We start from the raw sequence: 20254 nt of genomic DNA, 5'->3' as shown, positions 1-20254 counted from the left end.
GCCGATGACGGCCACGCCGTTGGCGCTGCCGCCGTCTCCACCGCCCCCGCCGATGGACTGGGCCAACATGCCGATCGACGCCGAGCCATGGGTGTTCAGGTTGCCGCTATGGGTGACGTTGACCGTGCCGCCCGCGACCGCGCTGCCCCCGCCCCGCCCACCGCGATCAGGCCGGCGCTGGGCCCCGCCGTGCCGCCGCCCCCGCCGATGGCCTGCCCCACGATGCCGTGCGACGACGTGCCATAGGTGGTAATGGTCGACAGGCTGTCGATCTGGACCGTGCCGCTGGCTCCGCCATTGCCCGCGTCCGCGCCCGCATTGCCGAACAGTTCGAAATTTCCCGACGTGGCGCCGCCGATGCCGCCCATCGACTGCGCGAGGATGCCGATCGAGTAGTCGCCCTGCGTCGTGATCGTGCCGCCCGCGACGCCTTCCTGCGCATCGCCGGTGGCAACGACAACCTTGCCGCCGGCGCCGCCCACGCCCGCGTCTTCCCCCGTGAAGTCGACCAGGCCGCTGCTCTGGTTCACGCCGCCGCCCGCCCCGCCATAGCTGCGCGCGACGACGCCGTGCGACTGCAGGCCGGCGGTCGACACGCTGGCGCTGCCATTCACCGCGACTTGCGCGGCGCCCCCATTGCCGCCATTGGCGCCGTTGCTGCTGCCATTGCCGGGGCCGCCATTGCCGCCCTGGCTGATCACGCTGACGCCCGGCAGGTAATTGCCGCTGGTCGTCAACGACGATCCGTCGTTCAGCACGGCGATGACCAGCCCGGAGCTCGTCCCGCCTGCGCCGCCGATCTCGCCGCTGGTGTCGGTAATGGTGTTCGGACCGCCGCCCCCGTCGCCGCCCTGCCCGACCACCACGATGCCGCCGGACAAGGAGGACAGCGAGGTTGGCGCCTGCACGGACTGGCTGGAGACCGATATCTGTCCGAAGTTGACCGCCCCGACCACGCCGAATCCGCCACCGGCGCCGCCCTTGTCGCTGCCGTCGTTGGAAGTGAAACCGGCGTTGCCCTGGCTGGCGGCATACATGCCGCGCACGCCGCCCGTCAGGAGATTGCTGCTGGCTCCCCCCGGCGTCTCGACGTCTACTTGCACCTTGCCGAAGTTTGCGACCTGGGTGTCGCCGCCGGGATTGCCCCCGCCGCCCGTGCCCCCCCAGCCATTGTCCCAGCCGCCCGCGCCGCCGATGGATTCCGCGCCGATGCCCCAGGCGTAACGCCCGGCGCTGCTGGACGATACGGTGACGGAACCGTTGTTGGTGATATAGACGATGTCGCTGTTGCCGCCATTGCCGCCCACCTGATCCCCGCTCGCGGCGCTCATCTGGTTGCCGCCCGTGCCGCCGATACTGGCCCCGTAGATGCCCGCGCCGCCATACGGCAGCTTCTGCACCACGACCTGTCCGTTATTGGTAATGCTGACGGCGGACCCGTTGCCGCCGCCGCCCCCGTTGCCGCCGCCGAAGACGTTGTCCGGCGGCGTGCCGCCCGTGCCGCCCACCGAGGCGCCATAGATGCCGAATTGCGCACTGGAATCGTCCCAGATGCCCGGCGCGGCGCCCTGTGCGGATTCCGTGGGCGATGCGTTGGATTCCACCGATTCGGCGTTCGTGATGGTGATGAGCCCGCCCCACCCGCCGAATGTGCCGGCGTCATCGCCGTCCGGCGAACCCGTGCCTCCCTTCAAGCGCACGAACAGAGGCGCCTGCTGCGGATTGGGCCCCAAGTAGCCGTTGTTGACCACGATGTAGTTGCCGCCATAGCCGCCCTGGTTGGAACCAGTGCCCGTGGCGCCCGTGTAGTCGACGGTCAGGTTGCCGCTGTCCGACGCGCCGACGGTGCATGTCGTGGGCGACGACGAGGACGTCGGCTGCGGGCAACTGATGTCGGCAAACGCGGGCTGCGTCAGCAACAGCCCGGCCTGGCCCAGCAGTATCGCAACCCCCGTGCGCGCGGGCGGTTTGGCAATCAGCTTCTTCATCTCTCATCCTTTGCACGCAGCCGGCCGGCTGCACCTAAGACGTGACGATTTTTATCGGCGCGGCAAGGAGAGACTTCTTTTTTTCGATGAAACGTCGTTTCGGATCGGCAAAACGTGATTTGGTCGGCCCGTAGACAGCAAATGTTTCGGATTTCCCGGCATGTTGCGTAACTGAAAGTAGCTAACCCCTCAGGTGTCCGCGTGCTTCCTGCAGAACGTGATCTGGAAGCTGCCCGGCAGTTCAAAGGCCACGTGATGCCGCAAGCCAGGCTCAATCACCACCCGCTGGCCCGCCGTCAACACGACTTGGGTATGCGGGGCATCGTCCAGCACGAAGCGCAGCACGCCCGCGTGGACCTTCAGCAAGCCCCATGTGCCGGCCTTGGTGGAATGCGCCGCCTTCAGCGCATCGGGCAGATTCTCTGGTGTGAACACCGGGCTGTCCTTGTACGGCTGCAAGCCGTCCGGCAGGGTGTCGGGCAGGCTGGGAATGGCCGCGCGATCCTGCCACACGCTCCATAGCTTGGCGGCGATGCGCTCGGCCATGGCGTCCACTTCAGCCTGCAGTCCGGGCAACCTCAGCTCCGCTGACGTCGCGTGGAACAGGGCCAGCCAGCGCTGAAAAAGCGGCCACGACAGGTCCGGAATGCGGGCATGCGCGGGAATCGGCGCGCCCTTGAAGCGGCCCGTGCCCAGCGTCAGCGACGACCAGAAATCGCACAGCAGTTGCAGATGATGGTCCCGGTCCGCCACGCGCGCATTGAAGATCGGCCCCAGCGTCTCGTCCTGGCGCACCTTGGCGTAAAAGCCGTGCACCAGCCTGCGAATGTCGTCTTCAGTATGGGCGGGCGCGGCAGGATCGGCGGGTGCGGGATGGGACATGGACGGGATCGGTCATGGTGAAGATCCATCCATTCTCCGGGCCGGCGCGCACGGCTCACATGACGAAAGTCATTGGCGGCCCGCCGTGGTCGGCCCCATGTACAGGCGGCACGCCGCCCGCGCCTTCAGCCTTCAGAACGGCCGCCGCGCCGTCATGGACAGGCTGGCCAGGTGAGTGGAGTCATGCAGGGTCCACTGGCTGCGCTTGCCGCTGATGTACCCCTGCGACTGCCACTCGTGCAGCAGGCGGCTCAGCGTCTCCGCCCGGATGCCCAGGTGCGCGGCCAACTGGCGCTGGTTCAGCGGCAGGGTCAATTCAGTGCCCTGACGCTCCTGCAGCCCCATCAGGTAATTGGCCAGCCGCTCCGCCGCCGAACTGGAGGTCATCCAGTCGACCTTGTTCACCTGGTCGTAGACGGCCTTGCTCATGTTCGCCAGCAGCTTGAGCGCCAGGTCCGGCCAACGACGGCACGCGTCGTGCAGGCGCGCGCGGCTCAGCCGCCAGCACCGCAGGTCGGTGCGCGCGCGCGCCAGCATGGGGTAGCGGCCGTGCGGCATGAACATCGCCGCCTCGGCCATCAGCTGGCCGGGCTCGAAGACGCGGAAGACGCGTTCGTCGCCGTCGTAGCTGTAGCGCATGACCTCGGCCTGGCCGCTTTCGACCAGCAGGTAATGGCGCGCCTCGTCGCCTTCGCTGAACAACACCTGCCCGGCATCGGCGCGCAAGGCGCTTGCATCGAGCACGAGATCCGCAGCCACGCCGGCCGGCAGCCCGTTCAGCAGCGGATGCTTCGCCAGCAGTTCGGCGGCGGCAGGCGGCTCGGGCAGATTGATATTTGTCATTCTGGATCTTTGGGCGAGGATGTGAGAATTAAATAATAATAATTCGTATTTAGAATAATGTCCGAAACGACCCTGCACATCCGCCGCCGGCTTTGCGCCGCGGCGCTGGGCGCCGCCCTTCTGCCGCGCCTGCAAACCACCCTTGCCGCCACGCCGCGCCAGCGTGACCTGTTGACACTGGCTGGGCCGGGCGCCGTGGTCAGCTATCCGCTGATGCACATGGCGGCCACCCGCGCGCTATCGGAGTACGCCGGCAAGCTGCAGTTCCGCCTCTGGCAGACGCCGGACCAGCTGCGCACGCTGCTGGTGAACAAGGATATTGATTTCAGCGCGGCGCCCAGCACGCTGCCCGCGCTGCTGCACAACCGCGGCATGCCCGTGCGCCTTTTGAACATATCGGTGTGGGGGATCCTCTGGCTGGTCAGCCGCAACCCTGAAGTGAAGACCTTTTCCGACCTGGCAGGCCGCGAACTGGTGGCCCCATTCCAGCGCGACCTGCCGGCCGTGCTGCTGGACACCTTGCTGCAGTCCCAGGCCGATCGGGGACTCGCGCCCGTTGCGCTGCGGCGCACCCGCGACGCCCAGGACGCCATCGCCCTGGTGCTCAACGGCCAGGCGGAAAGCGTCCTGCTGGTCGAACCGATGGCTTCGCTGCTACTGTGGCGCGCGGCGCAGACCAGCGGCGTGACCCTGCACCGCGCGCAGAGCCTGGAACAGGCCTGGCGCGGCAGCTTCCCGGAACAGCCCTCGCTGCCGCAGGCCGGCGTCATGGCCGCAGCCGGCGTAGCGGAGGACGCCGCGCTCTGCCGTGCCGTGGACCTGGCCTATGCGGAATCGGCGCGATGGTGCGCGGCCAATCCCGAGGCCTGCGCCGACCTGGTGCGCGAACATCTGCCGCACCTGCCCAAGCCTGCCGTCGTCACGGCGATCCGCGGCACCCGGCTGGACAGCCGCAGCGCCCGCGACGCCCGCCCCGAACTGGAAGCGCTGTACCGGCTGCTGGCCAGCCGCTTTCCGCAGCCCATCGGCGGCGACCTGCCGCCCGTCGGCTTCTACGGACCATGAGCGCGCCTCCCGCAAGTCCCGCGCGCACGTCGCGCGGATGGAGCGTGGCCGGCGTCCTGCTGTTGCTGCTTGCGTGGCACCTGACCGCGCGCCACCTGGGGCCGCTGCTGATGGCCACGCCGTGGGACGCGCTACGCGCGATCGGTCCCCTGGTGCGCAGCGAGCAGTTCTTCGCCAATGCCGGCGTGAGCCTGATGCGCATCGGCGTGGGCGTGCTGGCAGGCGCGTCCATCGGCTTCGCGCTGGGCGTGCTGGCGGGGCATAGCGCGCGCCTGCGCGGCCTGATTGAACCGCTGCGCTGGCTGCTCATGGCCATGCCGCCCGTCGTCATGGTGGTGCTGGCCATGCTGTGGTTCGGCCTGGGCTCGCCGATGGTCATCTTCATCACGACGCTGATGATGGCGCCGGGCATGTACGTCAACACGGTCAAGGGCATGCTGCACGTGGACCGGCGCCTCGTAGAGATGACGCACGTGTACCGCTACGGCGCCTGGCTGCGGCTGCGCCACCTGTACCTGCCCGCGCTGAGCGCGCCCCTGCTGGCCGCCCTGCTCATCGCCATGTGCGGCGGCGTGCGCCTGGTCGTCATGGCCGAGGTCCTGGGCGCGGAGAACGGCGTGGGCTACGCCCTCGCCAATGCCCGCAGCACCTTCGACACCGCCGAGCTTTTCGCGTGGGTCCTGCTGATCTTCGGACTGGTCGCGCTGCTGGAGTTTGCGCTGCTGCAGCCGCTGCAGCGCCGGCTCGGCCGCTGGATGGAGCCCAGCCATGCTTGAAATGAACACGCTGTCCCTGCGTTTCGGCGCCCAGACCGTGCTGGAACAGGTCGACCTGCGCCTGGCGCCGGGCGAAAGGCTGGGCCTGCTGGGGCCCAGCGGCGCCGGCAAAAGTTCACTGCTGCGTCTGGCCGCCGGTCTGCTGGCGCCTAGCGCGGGCGTGCTGCGCAACGCCTTCAATCATCCGGTGCTGATGTTCCAGGAACCCCGGCTCCTGCCCTGGCGCAGTGCGCTGGACAACGTGGCGCTTCCATTGCGCGCGGCGGGCCGCGGCAAAGCCGAGGCCCGCGCCGTCGCGGCCGGCTGGCTGAGCCGGGTCGGCCTGGACGCCGCGGCGCAGGCGTGGCCCGGCGAACTGTCCGGCGGCATGGCCCAGCGGGTCTCGCTGGCCCGCGCCCTGGCGCTGGAGCCCGACCTGCTGCTGCTGGACGAACCGTTCAGCGCGCTCGATCCCGCCCTGCGCCGCCAGCTTGCCGCGTGCTGCCACGAGGAACTGGCGCGCCGCGGCGCGGCCCTGCTCTGCATCAGCCACGACCCGAAGGAACTGCTGGGCCTGGTGGACCGCTGCGCGGTGGTCGACCAGGGCCGCGTCACGCCCATTCCGCTCAGCGGCCCTCTTGGCAGCCCGCAACGCGCCGCCGACGCCGACCGCCTGCGCAGTCTGCTGCTCGATTCAAGAAAGCAACCATGACGTATGTCTTTCTGCACCTTTCCTGGTAACGCCCAGTCCGTTCTTCGTGGAATCCACCTGATGTCTACTCCTGTCCTGCGCCAACTCGCGTCCACCCTCACCCTCGGCGCCCTCGGGCTGTCCGTCTCCATGGCGCAGGAAGCGCCGTCGCTCTCTCCCGTGGTCGTAACGGGCGCGGCCGTGCCGCGCGCCCTGGAACCGAACGTGCAGCGCGTGGAGGCCGAGCTGCAGGCTGTGCCCGGCGGCACCAACCTGATCCAGCCGCAGCACGAGGTCCGCCTCATCACCCTGCGCGACGCGCTGGACTACCAGCCCGGCGTGATCGTGCAGGAATTCTTCGGCGGCCTGGACCAGCCGCGCCTGAATATCCGTGGATCCGGCATCCAGAGCAACCCGCTGTCGCGGGGCATCCTGCTCATGCAGGACGGCCTGCCGCTCAACGATGCGGACGGCTCCTTCATCATCAGCCTGCTGGAACCGCGCAACGCCGGCATCATCACCGTGCGGCGCGGCGCCAATGCCCTGGCCCCCGGCGCCAGCACGCTGGGCGGCGAAGTCGACTTCCAGTCGATCACCGGCACGCAAGGCGACTTCATCCGCCTGGGCGGCGGCAGCTTCGGCACGCGCAACGTCACGCTGGCCAAGGGCTTCCAGGACGACCGGATCGACGGCCGCTTCAGTTTCGGCTATGACAAGTCGGACGGCTACCGCCACCATTCCTCGTCGGAGCGCACCAGTTTCCAGGGCAACGTGGGGTTCCGCCGCGGGCTGTTTGAGAACCGCACCTATCTTTCCTACACCGACCTGAAGTTCGATATCCCGCAACCCATTCCCAAGGCGCGCATGTATGAGGATCCGCGCAGCGTGCTGGGCGACGGCACAACACCGCAGGACCTGTCGAACAACGTCTACAAGCGCGACCCGCATCGCGACACCAACCAGTTCCGCCTGGCCAACCGCAGCTTCTGGGGCACCGAAGCCTTCAACCAGACCGCCGGCGTCTACTGGCAGCACACAAACGACGACTTCACCAATCCGCAGGTCGCCAACGTGACCGACGGCGACACCTACGGCCTGCTCTGGCAATTGAACGGCAAGATCGGCACGGTGGACTACCGCGCCGCGCTGGACTGGCAACGCAGCAATATGGACCGCGACCTGTACGCGATCCGCCCGTCCGACGGCCAGCGCCTGCAGCGCTTTGGCGCCTACGACCTGCGCGCCGAGAACCGCAGCGCCATGATCGGCCTGGACTGGCACCTGACGCCGCAGTTCAGCGTGGTGGGCGACCTGAAGTACAGCGTGGCGGTGCGCGACGCGCACGAGCGCAACAGCGGCAAGACGCTGGACCAGGACTGGCGCTACGCCACCCCGAAGCTCGGCGTTATCTGGCAACCCGCTGCGTCGCAGCGCTGGTACGCCAACGTGAGCCGCAGCAACGAAGCCCCGACCTTCTGGGAAATCGTCAACGGCGAAGTCGCCGCGCCCATGAACCCGGCCACCGCCAGCACATCAATGAGCAAACTGGATCTGCAGCGCGCCCTGACCTATGAGGTCGGCGGCGACGGCGTCTTCACCGTGGCCGGCCGCGACCAGCAATGGAGCGTGTCGCTGTACCGCAGCAAGGTCGAGGACGAGCTGATGTCCGTCACCAACGAAAACGGCACGCCGGCCGGCACCTACAACTACAACGGCCGCACGCGCCACCAGGGCATCGAGGCGGGCCTGTCGGGCACCCTGCCCTCGCCCGGCGCCGGCATGTTCGACTACCGCATCGCCTATACCCTCAGCGACTTCCGCTTCCGCAGCGGCCAGTACCAGGGCAACCGCATCGCGGGCGTGCCGCGCCACCTGCTCAGCGCCGAAGTGATGTACCGCATCGGCGGCTGGCGCTTCGGGCCGAATGTACGCTGGCTGATGAGCGACACCGAAACCAACCACGCCAACGCACCCGGCACCCAGCAGGAAGCCTACGCGCTGCTCGGCTTCAAGATCGCCTACGAACACGACGCGCACTGGAGCGGCTACCTGACGGCCGACAACCTGACGGACAAGACCTACGCCAGCAGCTACGCCATCCGCAACACCGCCACGCCGGCCATGCCGATCTTCCTGCCGGGCAATGGCCGCGCGTTCAGCGCGGGGGTGGCGTACAAGTTCTGATGCAGTCGCACCGGCGGCGTCAGAACTCCGTGCTCACGGACAGCAGCACCGTCAGCGGCGCGCCGACCGTCAGGCCTTCGCGCGCCGCTGACTGCCAGTAGTTCTTGTTCAGCACGTTCTCCACCATCGCCCGGACCACCACGGGCCTGCCGTTGGCGTTGAATGCATAGCGGGCGCCGACGTCAAACCGCGTCCAGCCGGGGATCTCTTGCGTGTTGCCCACGTCGACAACCTGCGAACTGGTGCGCAGCATCCGCGCCGTGAGCGTCAGGCCAGGCAAGAAGGGTGTATCCCATTCCGCCGCCGCGTTGAACTGGAAGCGCGGCACCGCGGGCGCCCGGTTCCCGTCGTTGACGCCGCCCTCCGTGCGGGTCAGGCGCGCGTCCGTGTAGGCTACCCCGCCCAGCAGCCGCACCCCGCGGGCCGGCTCGCCCTGAACCAGCAACTCCAGCCCGCGGTTGCGCTGCTGGCCATTCGACACGTAGCGCAGCGAGGCGGGATCCAGATAGCTGCTGGGGCGCTCAATCTGGAAGGCGCTGAGGGTGGTGGCGAAATCGCCGAAGTCGTACTTGGCGCCCAGCTCGAATTGCTTGGAAATCTCTGGCGCGAATACTTCGCCCGCATTGACGGCCCCCTCGGGCGCCGTCCCGCCCTGGCTCAGTCCCTCGATGTAGTTGCCGTACAGCGACAGGCGCTCGGTCGGCTTCACGGTCAGCGCAAACGCCGGCGTGACTGCGGATTTGTCGTAGTTCGACGTCTGACGGCCGGTGGCGGCATCGAAGTTGGCGGACTCAACACGCTGGTGCCGCACACCCGCGATGAACTGCACGCGGTCCTGCGCCAGCGAGATCGTGTCGGCAAGGGCGATGCTGTACAGCCGCGAATCGCTGGTCCTAGGCAGATCCGATGGGCGCGCGATGTTCGGCTTGGCCAGGTCGGCGGGCTGATAGATATTGGAAAACAGCGTGCTGGACCGGATCCGCGCCGACGAATAGTCGATGTCCAGCACACTGGCGCTCAGCGCGGGCTCGTGCTTGAGCGGCCCGGTCTGGAAACGTCCGCGCACGCCGACCTCGCCGGTCTTGCTGGTGAGCGATTCGTTCAACCGCGCCGGCACCGCGCCGATATCGCCCGCCTCGTTCAGCATGAGCCAGCTCGTCTGCAGGCTTTCAAAATCGTGCTTGCGCGCGCCCAGCGCGCCATATACCGTCCAGTCGGACGTCACGTCATACTCGGCGCGCAGCGCGCCCGACCATTCCTTTGTCTTCCAGTAGGTCCAAGACGGAAAGAAATTGCGCCGCGCGTCCGGGGCCCGGCCGATCTCCACGCCCGGCGCAGGCGCGAACAGCAGGCCGCTGCGCGCATCGGTGGTGCGATTCTGATAGTTGATGTCGCCTTCCACCCGAAAGCGCTCGCTCTGGTAGTCCAGGCCTAATGCCACCGCCCCCAGGTCTTCCCGCGCCCAGTCCATCGGCAGGTCGCCGCCGCTGCCGGCCACGTTCAAGCGCACGCCCCACTCCTGGCTGTCGCCATAGCGTCGCGACAAGTCTGCATGCGCGCCAAACTGGCTGTCGCCGATATAGGACACGGTAAAGCGGTTCAGCGGGTCCTGACCGGCCCGCTTGGGAACCAGATTGATCGAACCGCCCACGGAACCGTAGGGCGCCATGCCGTTCAGCAGGGCATTGGGGCCGCGCAGCACCTCCACGCGCTCCACGCCGATCAAGGAGCTGGAGTTGCGCGGCGACACGCCATACAGGCCGTTGAACGACACGTCGTAATTAAAGAGCGTGAACCCGCGGATGTTGAACTCATCCCGCCCTGCCCCGCGCGAATAGGTATTGCGCACGGTCGGATCATTGACCAGGACGTCGCCGATGTTCTGCGCCTGCTGCTCCTCGATCAGCTTTGAGGTGTATTGCGTCGCGCTGAACGGCGTGCTCATGTCGTCGCGGTTGCCCAGCAGGCCCACGCGGCCGCCTCGCGCCACCTGACCGCCCGCGTACACCGGCGGCAGTCCGCTGGACAGCGCGCTGCCGCTCACCGTCACGGTCTCCAGCGTCGCGACCCCGGGTCCGGGGATCACGCTCAGCCGGTACTGGTTCGGCGCCTCGCGCGTGGCGCGCAACCCCGTTCCAGCCAAGGCCAGTTCCAGCGCGTCGTGGCCGGAATGGCGCCCCCGCACGCCATTGCTGTTGCGATCCGCCACCAGTTCCACCGGCGCAGCCAATAAGATGCCCGACGCGTTCGCCAGTCGCGTCAACACTTGGTTCAGGGGCCCCGGCGGGATATCGAACGTGATCTGGTCGGCCACGCCGGCTCCCGCCGGCGCCTGCTGCGCAAGGGAGGGAGGCCCCCAGACCGCGGATACGGCCAGGGCCAGGGCCATGGGCATGCCCCACGTCCGCCAACGGCCGCGACGGGGAGCCAAGGGGCGCGTGCGGGCCGCGGGGAATACCGCGGTGGCGGGGGAAGGACGTTCGGACATGGGGGACCTGTGCTCTCGTGCGTAGTTTTCTGGAAGGCGAGAGCGCCGCGCCGGCCATGCAAATCCCGAGGCTGCAGCGGCTCTCACTATCCTTAATCGAACGAGACGGCAAAACCCGGAAGGACCGGACGCAGATTGCTGTCAGGCGCGCGGTTCGATGCTGATCCACCACGGGAGCGTCCGGCGCACCCGGACGGGCAGCACCGAGGCCAGCATGTCCAGCGCACGTTCCGTGTCCTGGATGGGATAGCTGCCAAACACGGGCAGATGAGCAAGCTCGGGGGCTACGGCCAGGTGACCAAAGTGATAGCGGCGCAATTCCTCGACCACCTGCCCCAACGGCGTGTCGTCGGCCACGAGCGCGCCCCGTGTCCAGGCTTCTCGCGCGGGGTCGGCCGGCGTCATCGCTTCCAGCGTGTCCGCCGTGAATCGCGCCTGCCGTCCGGCCGGCACGATCCCGCTGGAGCGGGACACGGCGGTGTCCACGCGGACGGCGCCCTCGTGGACGGCGACCACGACCCCGCCTTCCTCGCCCCGCACCGTAAAGCGCGTGCCCAGGGCCTGCAACCGCCCCTGAGCGGTATCGACCACGAATGGGCGCAACGGATCTTTCGCTGTGGCGATCAGCATCTCGCCCCCAACCAGCCGCAGGCGGCGCAACGTCCCGCTGTAGTCGACATCGAACGCGCTCAAAGCCTTGAGCCAGACCTGGGAACCGTCGGCAAGCGCGATTCGCCGGGTTTCGCCGATGCCCGCGCGATGGTCGGCCCCCCAGGTCGAGGCCACAATGGGCAACGGTGTCTGGCGCCACGCCGTCCACCCCAGGGCGCCGATGCCCAGCATGCCCGCCAGCCCCAACAACAGTCGACGGCGCCTGCGCGGCCCCGCCGACACGGCCTGGCCGAACGCCGATACCGCCGCATCCCTGTCCGGGCTGGATTGCAAGGGCGCGAACCGGCGGCCGATGCGCTCCACATAAAGCCAGGCCTCGCGATGCTCCGCCGCCCGGTCGAACCACTGTTGCCACTGCAGGCGTTCGGCGGACGATGCCTCGCCGGAGCGCAGCAGCGCATACCATTCGGCGGCCTGCTCCATGGCGCGGTGCGAGGGCTCCCGCGCCTGTGCGGCGCTCATGCCGCCGCCCCTTGCAGCGCGCCGGCTGGCTCGCCCGCAAGCCCCGCCGCCAGCCGCGCCTCCAGTTTCATGCAGCACAGCATGGCCTGGGCGACGTACGTGCGAACCGTGCGCGACGACACCTTGAGGACGTCGGCCACTTCCTGGTCGGTCATTTCGCAAGCCACCGCCATGACGAACGCATGCGCGGTCTTGGGCGGCAATTCGCGCAGCATGGCGTCGATTTCGCCCAGCGCTTCCAGCACCATGGCCTGGTCTTCGGCCGACGACACGGTGGGCTCGGGCTGCGCCGCCAGGACATCCAGCCAGGCCTGCTCCAGGTCGCGGCGGCGCCACAGGTCGACGCACATACCGTTGGCCATCTTGCGCAAATAGGTCCGCGCCTGCCGCGGATTGTCGAAATGGCAAGGCCGCGTCAACAGGCGCACGAAAGCGTCGTGCGCCAGGTCGGCCGCATCCGCCGCGTTGCCCAGGCGCCAGTTCACCCAGGCCAGCAGCCAGCCATGATGATTGCCGTAGAGGCTCTCGAAGTCCTGGGACACACGTTCCGATCCGCTCACGATCCCGCCTGCTCGCGACACCGCCACGCATCACATTTAATGCGAACGGTTATCAATTAACAAAGCGCAGATTATGAACCGGGGCCGCGGGATTTGGCAACTGGCCAAGCCGGCCGCTGGCGCCCCCGGAGGATCAGAGACGGCGCTCGTGGAGTCAACCCAGGTATTCCACGTTCCCGCACACCGAAATGCTCTGCCCGCTGATCATCGCGCCCTCTTCCGAACACAGGAAGGCCACCTGATTGGCGACGTCTTCCGGGCGGGTCATGCGGCGCAGCGACACCTTTTCCACCAGCTGCTCACGCATCTCGTCATTGCTGACGCCGCCCGCCGCCGCGCGCGCGGCGATCACGCGCTCTACACGGTCGCCCGATACAACGCCTGGCAGCACGGAATTGACGCGGATGTTCGACGGCCCCAGCTCCATGGCCCAGGTCTGCGTCAGGCCGGCCAGTCCGAACTTGCTGGCGCTGTACGGCGTGCGCAAGGAAAACCCCAGCCGCCCCGCGACGGACGAAATATTGACGATGGATCCGCCGCCTGCCGCCCGCAGCAGCGGCACGGCGCTGCGCGCGCACAGGAAGGTGCCGGTCAGGTTGACGTCCAGCGTGTTGCGCCAGGCGTCCAGCGTCGTGTCTTCGAGGCGGCTGGTCGGCCCCGACACGCCGGCGTTATTCACAAGGACGTCGAGCGCGCCCCAGCGCTTCGCAAGCGCATCGAACATGGCCCGGACCTGGGCTTCGTCCGAAACGTCGGTGACGCTTGCGCTCAGGGCGGGATGCCTGTCCTGGGCCGCCCGGCACGCCTGCGCATCCACGTCGCAGATATGCACGTCCGCGCCCGACTCCATGAACTTGCGCGCGATCGCCAGGCCGATGCCGTGGGCGCCCGCCGTGACCAGGACCCGGCTGCCTTTCAAAGATTCGATCATGTTGTCCATCCCAAGAATGCGGAAAAGCCGGCGCGGCCGCGGCCGCGCCGGCAGTGCCCGGATCAGAGCGCGAAGTCGGGGCGGATGCCGCTCTTGAGCGGCAGGCCCAGGATCTCGCGCGCCTCTGCGGGCGTGGCGGGCTCCATGTCCATTTCGCGGATGATGCGCACGATGCGCTCCGTCAGCTGGACGTTGGTGGCCAGTTCGCCATGGCGGTAGTAGAGGTTGTCTTCCAGCCCGACGCGCGCATGGCCGCCCAGCAGCAGCGCGCTGATGTTGGCTTCGAGCTGCGACGGCCCGATGCCGCTGACGCAAAAGATGCTGTCCTTGGGCAGCAGGTCCACCATCATCTGCAGGTGGCGGGGCGAAAACGGCATGGCGTTCTGGAAATTGCGATGCACGTTCATGACCAGATTGATGAAATGCGGCCCCTCGTCCAGCCCTTCGTTGATGAGCGTCGTCACGTCCTGCAGGATGTGCGTGGGGCTGAACACCTCCCATTCGGGCTTGATGCCGCGCGCCTTCATGCCCGCTGCAAGCTCGCGCCCCTTGCTGAGCGGCGTGTTCATCAGGTATTCGCGGTCGCCGAAGGCCAGGTTCAGCGTCGTGGCGTCCAGCGTGCACATCTCGGCGCCGGCATCCATGCCCTTCAGGCGCTCTTCCCAGAGGATCTCCCAGGTGCCCGGCGATGTCTCCTTGACCATGTCGCCGTGCACGCCCCCACCCGTGGAGTTGTTCAGGACGATGTCGCAGCGTTCGCGGATCAGCGTGTTCATCTGGCGATAGACCGCCGCGTCGCAAGTGGCAAGATCGTCCGGACGCCGCGCGTGCAGGGCGACCACGCTAGCCCCCGCGTTGTAGCAGCGGTAAACGTCTTCGGCGATTTCGGCGGGCTGCGTGGGCAGGTGCGGGTTCTGGCTTTTCAGCGCCATGCCCCCGGTCGGGGCGATGGTCACAATCACTTTGCGCTTTGCCATGAGGGCTCTCCTAGGATTTCCAGAGCGCGCAACGGCTCTCGGACTGCTTGGTAAAGGCCTGATTGCCGTCAATGGCCTGCAGCACCGTGAAGTAGTCCCAGGGCTCCTTGGACTGTTCCGGCGACTTCACCTGCAGCAGATACATGTCGTGCACCACGCGGCCATCCGGACGGACCACCCCGTCCTTGATGTACATGTCGTTCAGCTTATTGCCGCGCAGGTAGGCGAGCACCTTGTCGGCGTCGTCGGTGCCCGTGGCCTTGACTGCGCGCAGATACTGCAGCGCCGCCGAGTAGTCCGCCGCCTGCAGCGAAGACGGCATGGCCTGCCGCCGTTCGAAGAACTTGCGGGCCCAGGCGCGGGTATCGTCCGACGCGTTCCAGTACCAGCTGTCGGTCAGGTACATGCCCTGCGCCGCCGGCAGCCCCATCGCGTGGATGTCGTTGATGAACATGATCATGCCGGCCAGCTTCATCGTCTTCGTGATGCCGAATTCGTTGGCGGCCTTGATCGAGTTGGTCGCGTCCGCGCCCGCGTTCGCCAGGGCCAGGATCTCGGCCTTGCTGCTTTGCGCCTGCAGCAGGAACGACGAGAAATCGCTGGCGGCCAGCGGGTGCTTCACCGAGCCCACCACCGTGCCGCCGCCCGTCTTGACCACGGTGGTCGTGTCGGCCTGCAGCGCGTGGCCGAAGGCGTAGTCGGCCGTCAGGAAATACCAGCTCTTGCCGCCCGCCTTGACCACCGCGGCGCCCGTGCCGCGCGCCTGGGCGACGGTGTCGTAGGCGTAGTTCAGGGTGTAGGGGGTGCATTGCTCATTGGTGAGCGCCGGGGCGCCCGCGCCCACCACGATGATCGGCTTCTTCTTGTCCGAGGCCACCTTGGACATCGCCAGCGCCGTACTGGAATTGGTGCCGCCGATCAACATATCCAGGCCGCGCTGGTCGAACCATTCCCGGGCCTTGGCCGACGCGACGTCCGCCTTGTTCTGGTGGTCGGCCGTCAGCAGTTCGATCTTCTTGCCATTGATCTCGCCGCCCATTTCCTCGATCGCCATCTTGATGGCTTCCGCGCCCCCGGGGCCATCCGGCCCCGAGTACACGCCGGACATGTCGGTAATGAAGCCGATGCGGATGACATCATCCGAAACCTGCGCCTGTGCGGCAGTGGCGTGCAGGAGTGTAACGGTCATACCGCAAGCGATCGCGGTGGCGGACATCATGCGTGGCATTGACAACATACCGGTCTCCTCTTATGGTTTTTGGCCCGAAGGGCGTCAATCATTCTGCGGCCCGGCAGCCCCTCGGACAGTCATCATGTTGACAATGAAACCTAGGGTTTACCTGGGCAAATTTCCGGAACCAGACAGGGGACGACCATGCGCGGACAGCCTGCCCCGGCGGGCAACGAATCGTCACACGCTAGCCGCCGGCTCGCGCGATGCCCCGTGGACAGCATGCTGGACGTGGTGCCCTGGTACAAAGGCCTGCCGGACCTGGAACGCAGCGTGGTCCGCTCGGAATTGCGCACGGTGTCGCTGTCCGCAGGCGAATACCTCTTTCGCGCCGGATCGCGCTCGCCGGGCTGGTACGGCGTGGTCGAAGGCCTGGTGAAATGGTCGTCGCCCGGCACCGACGGCAGGACGCTGTCGCTGGCGGGATTCAGCACCGGCAGCTGGTTCGGCGAGGCCACCATGATCCGCCGCGAACGCTTTGAATATGAAGTCGTGGCGCTCAGGCCAAGCCGCATCGTCATCCTGCCGCGCGACACCTGTGAACGCCTGTGGAACAACAACATCGAATTCACCAAGGCGCTGATGACCCATCTGGCGCAGCGGGTGAACTGGCTAATGGGCTGCTACACCGGCAACGTGCTGCTCGACGTCGACACCACGGTGGCGCGCGCCGTCGTGGCGCAGCTGGACGCCGAGGTTCATTCGGGCACCCAGGGGCGTCTGAAGATCTCCCAGGAAGAAATCGCCAGCCTGTGCGGCGTGTCGCGCCAGCGCTGCAACGCCGCCCTGACCAAACTGGCCCGCGCCGGCGTGCTGCAAACGCACTACGGCGGATTGACGGTGCTGGACAAGGACGCGCTGTACCGGTTTGCAAAGATCAGCATCGACCCCGCGGCGCAGCGGCGCTAGGGAAGGTCTGAACAAGCCAGGGCCGAACGCGGTTTCGATGGCTTGACCAGCCTGACCTCAAAAAGTGACCTCCAGCTACTGGCGCGGCGATTCTTGACGCCCGCCTGCCGCACGTGCCGCTGAGGCTCAAAGCCCCGCTTCTTCAATGACGCGAGGAAACCGCGGCTCGTAGCACAGCAGCAGCGACAGCCAATGACCGGTGGCATGGATGAGGATGGCCGGCAGTATCAATATATTGATCACCACGAATACCCACAGCCCGCTGTGTCGAAAGAACCGGGTGTCCAGGCCCCAGGCCGCTTTGAACGAGAGCCAGGGCCAGGGGAATTTGGTGAGGAGCTTTTTGGGCGCCGGCGCGGCAGCGGGGCCGTCTTCCATGTAGCGGCGGATGTATTCCCAGAATGCGAGCAATTCGCTGGCGTTGCGTGTCGGCTTGCCGACGAAGGTCACCTCGAAATTGTCTGTGCGCGTACCCTGCAAGTCCACGCCGTCGCCTCTGTCCCAGCCCAGGATAATGAATCCACCCGTGCCCTCCACTTCACTCATGCTCTTGTCCAGGAGCACCTCTGTTTTATCCCAATCCATGATTCTGATGCCGCCCAAATGCTTGGGGCGCAGCAGGTAAACCTTGCGGGTGATGCGGTTGAAGCGAACGATGATGCGCCGAGCGGTCAGGGACTCCAAACGGAAGAATCGGAATGTGTATTTCAAAAGTATCCAGAGCACTACAAGGAAAGCCAAGGGAAAGAAGCTGAGAAACAAATAGTCTGATCCTGATACTGGCTCACCTGCCCAATATCCGGAGACAAAACTCTCAACAGCTATGGCTGAGGTCATCACAAATGCGTAAATCATCATGCTGTAAATTGAGCCTGCAAATATCGTTATGACACCTCGCTTTTCATCGTTGGGGGTGCGGACGTCAATATAGGTGTCGTTATACGAATACAGGGAGTCATTTTCATAGACTGCAGCGGAGACGGATTCACCCACGCCTTCCGGCGCCTGAAGTTCAGCTTGGCCGGGCTGGCGTTGCTTCTTATTGAGCTCCTCCGTGGCATCTTCGTACGACATCAGGCTCTTGGACCATTCGAATCCTCGCTCTAGAAAGTACATCAGAGTTCCCTCTGTATCGCGTGCTGCATTCTTTCAATCTCCTTTTCTTCAGTGTCTACGATGCCATTGCTACGATTCTTGCGGAACGTGCAATGATCGAGAAGCCGTTCTAGATCGTTGGGAAGCACGAAAATCTCGATCAGCACTAAGGCTAAGATCGCAAGATTGAGTCCGAAAAAGACTCGCAGCATGGGCGCCATGCGCACGGCCATTGCTTCGGATAGATGTGAACCCGCCATAAGAAGTCTTCCGAGGAACGGGCGATTTCCGTATTTCTTGAGCAGGTACTCGAAAAATGGACCCGCATGGCCAAGTCCAACCGCGACCGACAGAGAAGCCGCGCCGACTTGCGTGGCTGCGCGTAGGAAATATATTCCAGCGGCAGAGTACTCTTCCGCTTTGACATTCTCGCTAAATTCTTTGAAGTCATACCACGCCCCCACCACTGCAGCCGACCCCGCCAAAACCCCCGCCGTCAACCGCAACCCACTACCAAAAACCCTGGCACCCTGCCGAACCGCAGCATTACCGCTCCGCTCGGCCAGCGACACCGCGCAAGCCCCCAATTCAACACCGGCAGCCGTTAGCGCCACCAGCGCCGTCACGGCCTCGACATATTCCCTGCTCTGTTTATGCAGGACTGTCAGCTTGTTATAGAGATTCCATATCTCCAAGAACACCAGCACGCCGCCGATGCGTACCTCAGTCATCGCCCCCATCTTTCCGGCACTCAGGGCCTCGTCGATGCTGCGGGTGGTGGCGCGGTCTATGCGGGCTGTCGTGCCCCGGCTCAACGCTTTTCCGTCACGCATTTCCAGCCGGAAATACTGGGCAAATTGGCCCAGCCTTGCATGCAGGACGGACGCAAACACCCTGTTGACGGGCTTATCCAGAATGCTTGCCGCCTTGCTCTGAAACAGCGAATTGCCCAGCGTGTTGATGAGCATTGCTCCGCCCACCAGGTAGCTTGATGGCGGCCCGGCGGTGGAGGCGTCAGCCAGCGAATCCATCATGGCGTGGCTCTTGTCGTAGAAATCGGCCAGCCTCTTGATCAGATTCTGCGACGCAGCCGGATCGAGAGACGCCAGCGCGCCTTGGTTGTTGAATAGCTGGTTTACCTCGTCCTCGATGGCGTCCTGGTTCTGCGCCAATGACCGCCAGAACAGGTTTTCGCGGGAGACTCCCGCCGCGCGCCAGCGTTCGAGCAACGCCTCGCCGGCGGCGGTGGCGTTCATGCCTGCGATGGCCTTGCCCATCTGGTCTTCGAACAGCAGGGCCTGTTCCTTGTCGTCCCGGTCAAAGACGTCCAGCGCGTCCAGCAGTTGTTTGCTCTGCAACCAGAGCAGATGATCCGCAGCACGCGCGTCCTTGGCCGCGTCGGCCTTGTCGACTTCCGAGCGATAGCGGTTCAGAAAGTCTTGGCGCATGTCTTCGTTGATGTAGCCGGCGTACTTGTTCCAGCTATCGGCACGGCGAGCCTTGATGGCCGCCTCCCGCACCTGTCGGTGGTGCTCCGGATTGCGATAGATCCTGTAGCCGCCGGACGACTGCACGACTGCGTGGCGGTTGCTCATTTCGTACTGAGGGTCCGAGTAGCGGACGCCGATGTTCTGGTGATCCTTGTAGTAGGCCTGCTCAGCCTCATCCTCGACGAGCTTCCTGATGTTCTCGATGGCGTAGGCGATCGTAAACTTGCGGTGGTTGGTGAGGCTTTCGCCATCCGCCTGCGCCATGAAGGCTTCCAGGGGCTCGGCGCTTGCATTGCGCCAGGCATTGAGTTCCTGGGCGATTCCAATCGGATCGTCCAGGACGACGGCCACGCCGCCCTGTCCGGTCCGTCCGGCTGGCGGCATCATGTCCATGCGCGTCAATTGCAGCGGCGGGGGCAATGCCGAGAAGGCCTGGGCCTTCAACAACGCCTCGAGTGCGGGTTTGCTGTCCTTGGCGAAGTCGGCCACCAGATCAAGCTGGTCGGCACCCAGCACGTGCTCCATCCGGGGAGGCGCGGCGGACGCGAGCTTTACCAGGTTCACCGATCTCATCGTTTGACGGTGGCTCTCTTGGGTGCGGTACTTGTCCCGCACTGCGGACGTGAGAGGAACCGGGCTGAAAAGGAAACGCAAATCGTCGATGCCGTCCACATCGAAGATCTGCAACAACCAGGTCAGCCTTGTTGATCCCCCTGCACCTAAATCGGCCGACGCAGGAGACTCCCAGGGCTTGTCCGCATCAATGTAAGTGAGCGTGCTGATCTCGGAAACACGGTACTGGCTGTGCCACTCATACGGTTTCTGCTTGCGCTTGATGAGCACATAGAGAAAGCCCTGACGCAACGGCCGCAATGCGTAGGACGATTCGCTAAGCATTCCAACCTTATAGGGGTCAGCGGCGTTTACCGGCAGCGGCGGCAGCTGCTTGCGGGAGGTCTCTGCGCCGCCCACCGCGCCATAGCGCAGGGGCAAAATGATGAAGCTGCGCGTGCAGGTCACCGCGGGGCCCG

The 20254-nt window shown here is 65.9% G+C and carries 16 protein-coding genes; 5 read left to right on the top strand and 11 right to left on the bottom strand.

Annotated elements, in window-relative coordinates; translation table 11 throughout:
- Nucleotides 1-95: 95 nt before the first annotated feature.
- The 3 genes from KYC_RS25675 to KYC_RS25665 all read right to left on the bottom strand — a co-directional run bounded on the left by KYC_RS25675 (nucleotide 96) and on the right by KYC_RS25665 (nucleotide 3713).
- Nucleotides 96-1988 carry a hypothetical protein gene (locus KYC_RS25675; protein ID WP_008167984.1) on the bottom strand — a complete coding sequence of 631 codons (1893 nt, stop codon included), beginning with the start codon at nucleotides 1986-1988 and terminating at the stop codon, nucleotides 96-98.
- A gap of 189 nt (nucleotides 1989-2177) precedes the next feature.
- Entirely contained in the window at nucleotides 2178-2870 is a 693-nt protein-coding gene (locus KYC_RS25670) for a TehB-like domain-containing protein (protein WP_008167982.1), read from the bottom strand.
- Nucleotides 2871-3002: 132 nt separating this feature from the next.
- Nucleotides 3003-3713, bottom strand: coding sequence for a Crp/Fnr family transcriptional regulator (locus tag KYC_RS25665; protein WP_008167980.1), 711 nt, complete (start codon nucleotides 3711-3713; stop codon nucleotides 3003-3005).
- Nucleotides 3714-3770: 57 nt separating this feature from the next.
- Here KYC_RS25665 and KYC_RS25660 point away from each other — a divergent pair, with 57 nt between their 5' ends.
- The 4 genes from KYC_RS25660 to KYC_RS25645 are packed head-to-tail and all read left to right on the top strand — an operon-like array spanning nucleotide 3771 to nucleotide 8408.
- On the top strand, nucleotides 3771-4778 hold the full coding sequence (locus tag KYC_RS25660; protein WP_008167978.1) for a substrate-binding domain-containing protein: 1008 nt from the start codon (nucleotides 3771-3773) through the stop codon (nucleotides 4776-4778).
- Nucleotides 4775-5554: an ABC transporter permease gene (locus KYC_RS25655; RefSeq protein WP_008167976.1), complete on the top strand. Its 780-nt coding sequence runs from the start codon at nucleotides 4775-4777 to the stop codon at nucleotides 5552-5554. The genes KYC_RS25660 and KYC_RS25655 overlap by 4 nt, the downstream gene beginning before the upstream one ends.
- Complete coding sequence (locus tag KYC_RS25650; RefSeq protein WP_008167975.1) at nucleotides 5547-6245, top strand: ATP-binding cassette domain-containing protein; 699 nt, start codon at nucleotides 5547-5549, stop codon at nucleotides 6243-6245. Before KYC_RS25655 ends, KYC_RS25650 begins: the two co-directional genes overlap by 8 nt.
- Before the next feature lie 60 nt (nucleotides 6246-6305).
- Nucleotides 6306-8408, top strand: coding sequence for a TonB-dependent receptor family protein (locus KYC_RS25645; protein WP_008167973.1), 2103 nt, complete (start codon nucleotides 6306-6308; stop codon nucleotides 8406-8408).
- Between the two features lie 19 nt (nucleotides 8409-8427).
- Here the strand turns inward: KYC_RS25645 and KYC_RS25640 are convergent, their stop codons facing one another.
- From KYC_RS25640 to KYC_RS25615, 6 genes are all read right to left on the bottom strand, one after another.
- Nucleotides 8428-10803: a TonB-dependent receptor gene (locus KYC_RS25640; protein ID WP_008167971.1), complete on the bottom strand. Its 2376-nt coding sequence runs from the start codon at nucleotides 10801-10803 to the stop codon at nucleotides 8428-8430.
- Nucleotides 10804-11037: 234 nt separating this feature from the next.
- Nucleotides 11038-12030 carry a FecR domain-containing protein gene (locus KYC_RS25635; protein WP_008167969.1) on the bottom strand — a complete coding sequence of 331 codons (993 nt, stop codon included), beginning with the start codon at nucleotides 12028-12030 and terminating at the stop codon, nucleotides 11038-11040.
- On the bottom strand, nucleotides 12027-12572 hold the full coding sequence (locus KYC_RS25630) for a sigma-70 family RNA polymerase sigma factor (protein WP_008167966.1): 546 nt from the start codon (nucleotides 12570-12572) through the stop codon (nucleotides 12027-12029). The genes KYC_RS25635 and KYC_RS25630 overlap by 4 nt, the downstream gene beginning before the upstream one ends.
- A gap of 172 nt (nucleotides 12573-12744) precedes the next feature.
- A complete protein-coding gene (locus tag KYC_RS25625) occupies nucleotides 12745-13521 on the bottom strand; it encodes an SDR family oxidoreductase (RefSeq protein ID WP_043519270.1) in 777 nt (258 codons plus the stop codon).
- Between the two features lie 62 nt (nucleotides 13522-13583).
- Entirely contained in the window at nucleotides 13584-14498 is a 915-nt protein-coding gene (locus KYC_RS25620; RefSeq protein ID WP_008167962.1) for a beta-keto acid cleavage family enzyme, read from the bottom strand.
- A gap of 10 nt (nucleotides 14499-14508) precedes the next feature.
- Entirely contained in the window at nucleotides 14509-15726 is a 1218-nt protein-coding gene (locus KYC_RS25615; RefSeq protein ID WP_081478108.1) for an ABC transporter substrate-binding protein, read from the bottom strand.
- A 225-nt stretch (nucleotides 15727-15951) separates the two neighbouring features.
- On the opposite strand from KYC_RS25615, the gene KYC_RS25610 reads away from it, so the two are divergent.
- Nucleotides 15952-16638, top strand: coding sequence for a Crp/Fnr family transcriptional regulator (locus tag KYC_RS25610; RefSeq protein WP_008167959.1), 687 nt, complete (start codon nucleotides 15952-15954; stop codon nucleotides 16636-16638).
- Between the two features lie 126 nt (nucleotides 16639-16764).
- On the opposite strand, the gene KYC_RS25605 is transcribed toward KYC_RS25610, so the two are convergent.
- Both KYC_RS25605 and KYC_RS29760 read right to left on the bottom strand, forming a co-directional pair.
- On the bottom strand, nucleotides 16765-17754 hold the full coding sequence (locus KYC_RS25605) for a DUF6708 domain-containing protein (protein ID WP_008167957.1): 990 nt from the start codon (nucleotides 17752-17754) through the stop codon (nucleotides 16765-16767).
- Nucleotides 17754-20254: T6SS effector BTH_I2691 family protein (locus KYC_RS29760; protein ID WP_008167955.1), on the bottom strand; the 2501-nt coding region annotated here is incomplete at its 5' end. The genes KYC_RS25605 and KYC_RS29760, both read right to left, overlap by 1 nt.

Source organism: Achromobacter arsenitoxydans SY8 (genome assembly GCF_000236785.1).
GTDB lineage: Bacteria > Pseudomonadota > Gammaproteobacteria > Burkholderiales > Burkholderiaceae_B > Achromobacter > Achromobacter arsenitoxydans.
This window is presented reverse-complemented; position numbering and strand designations above follow the sequence as displayed.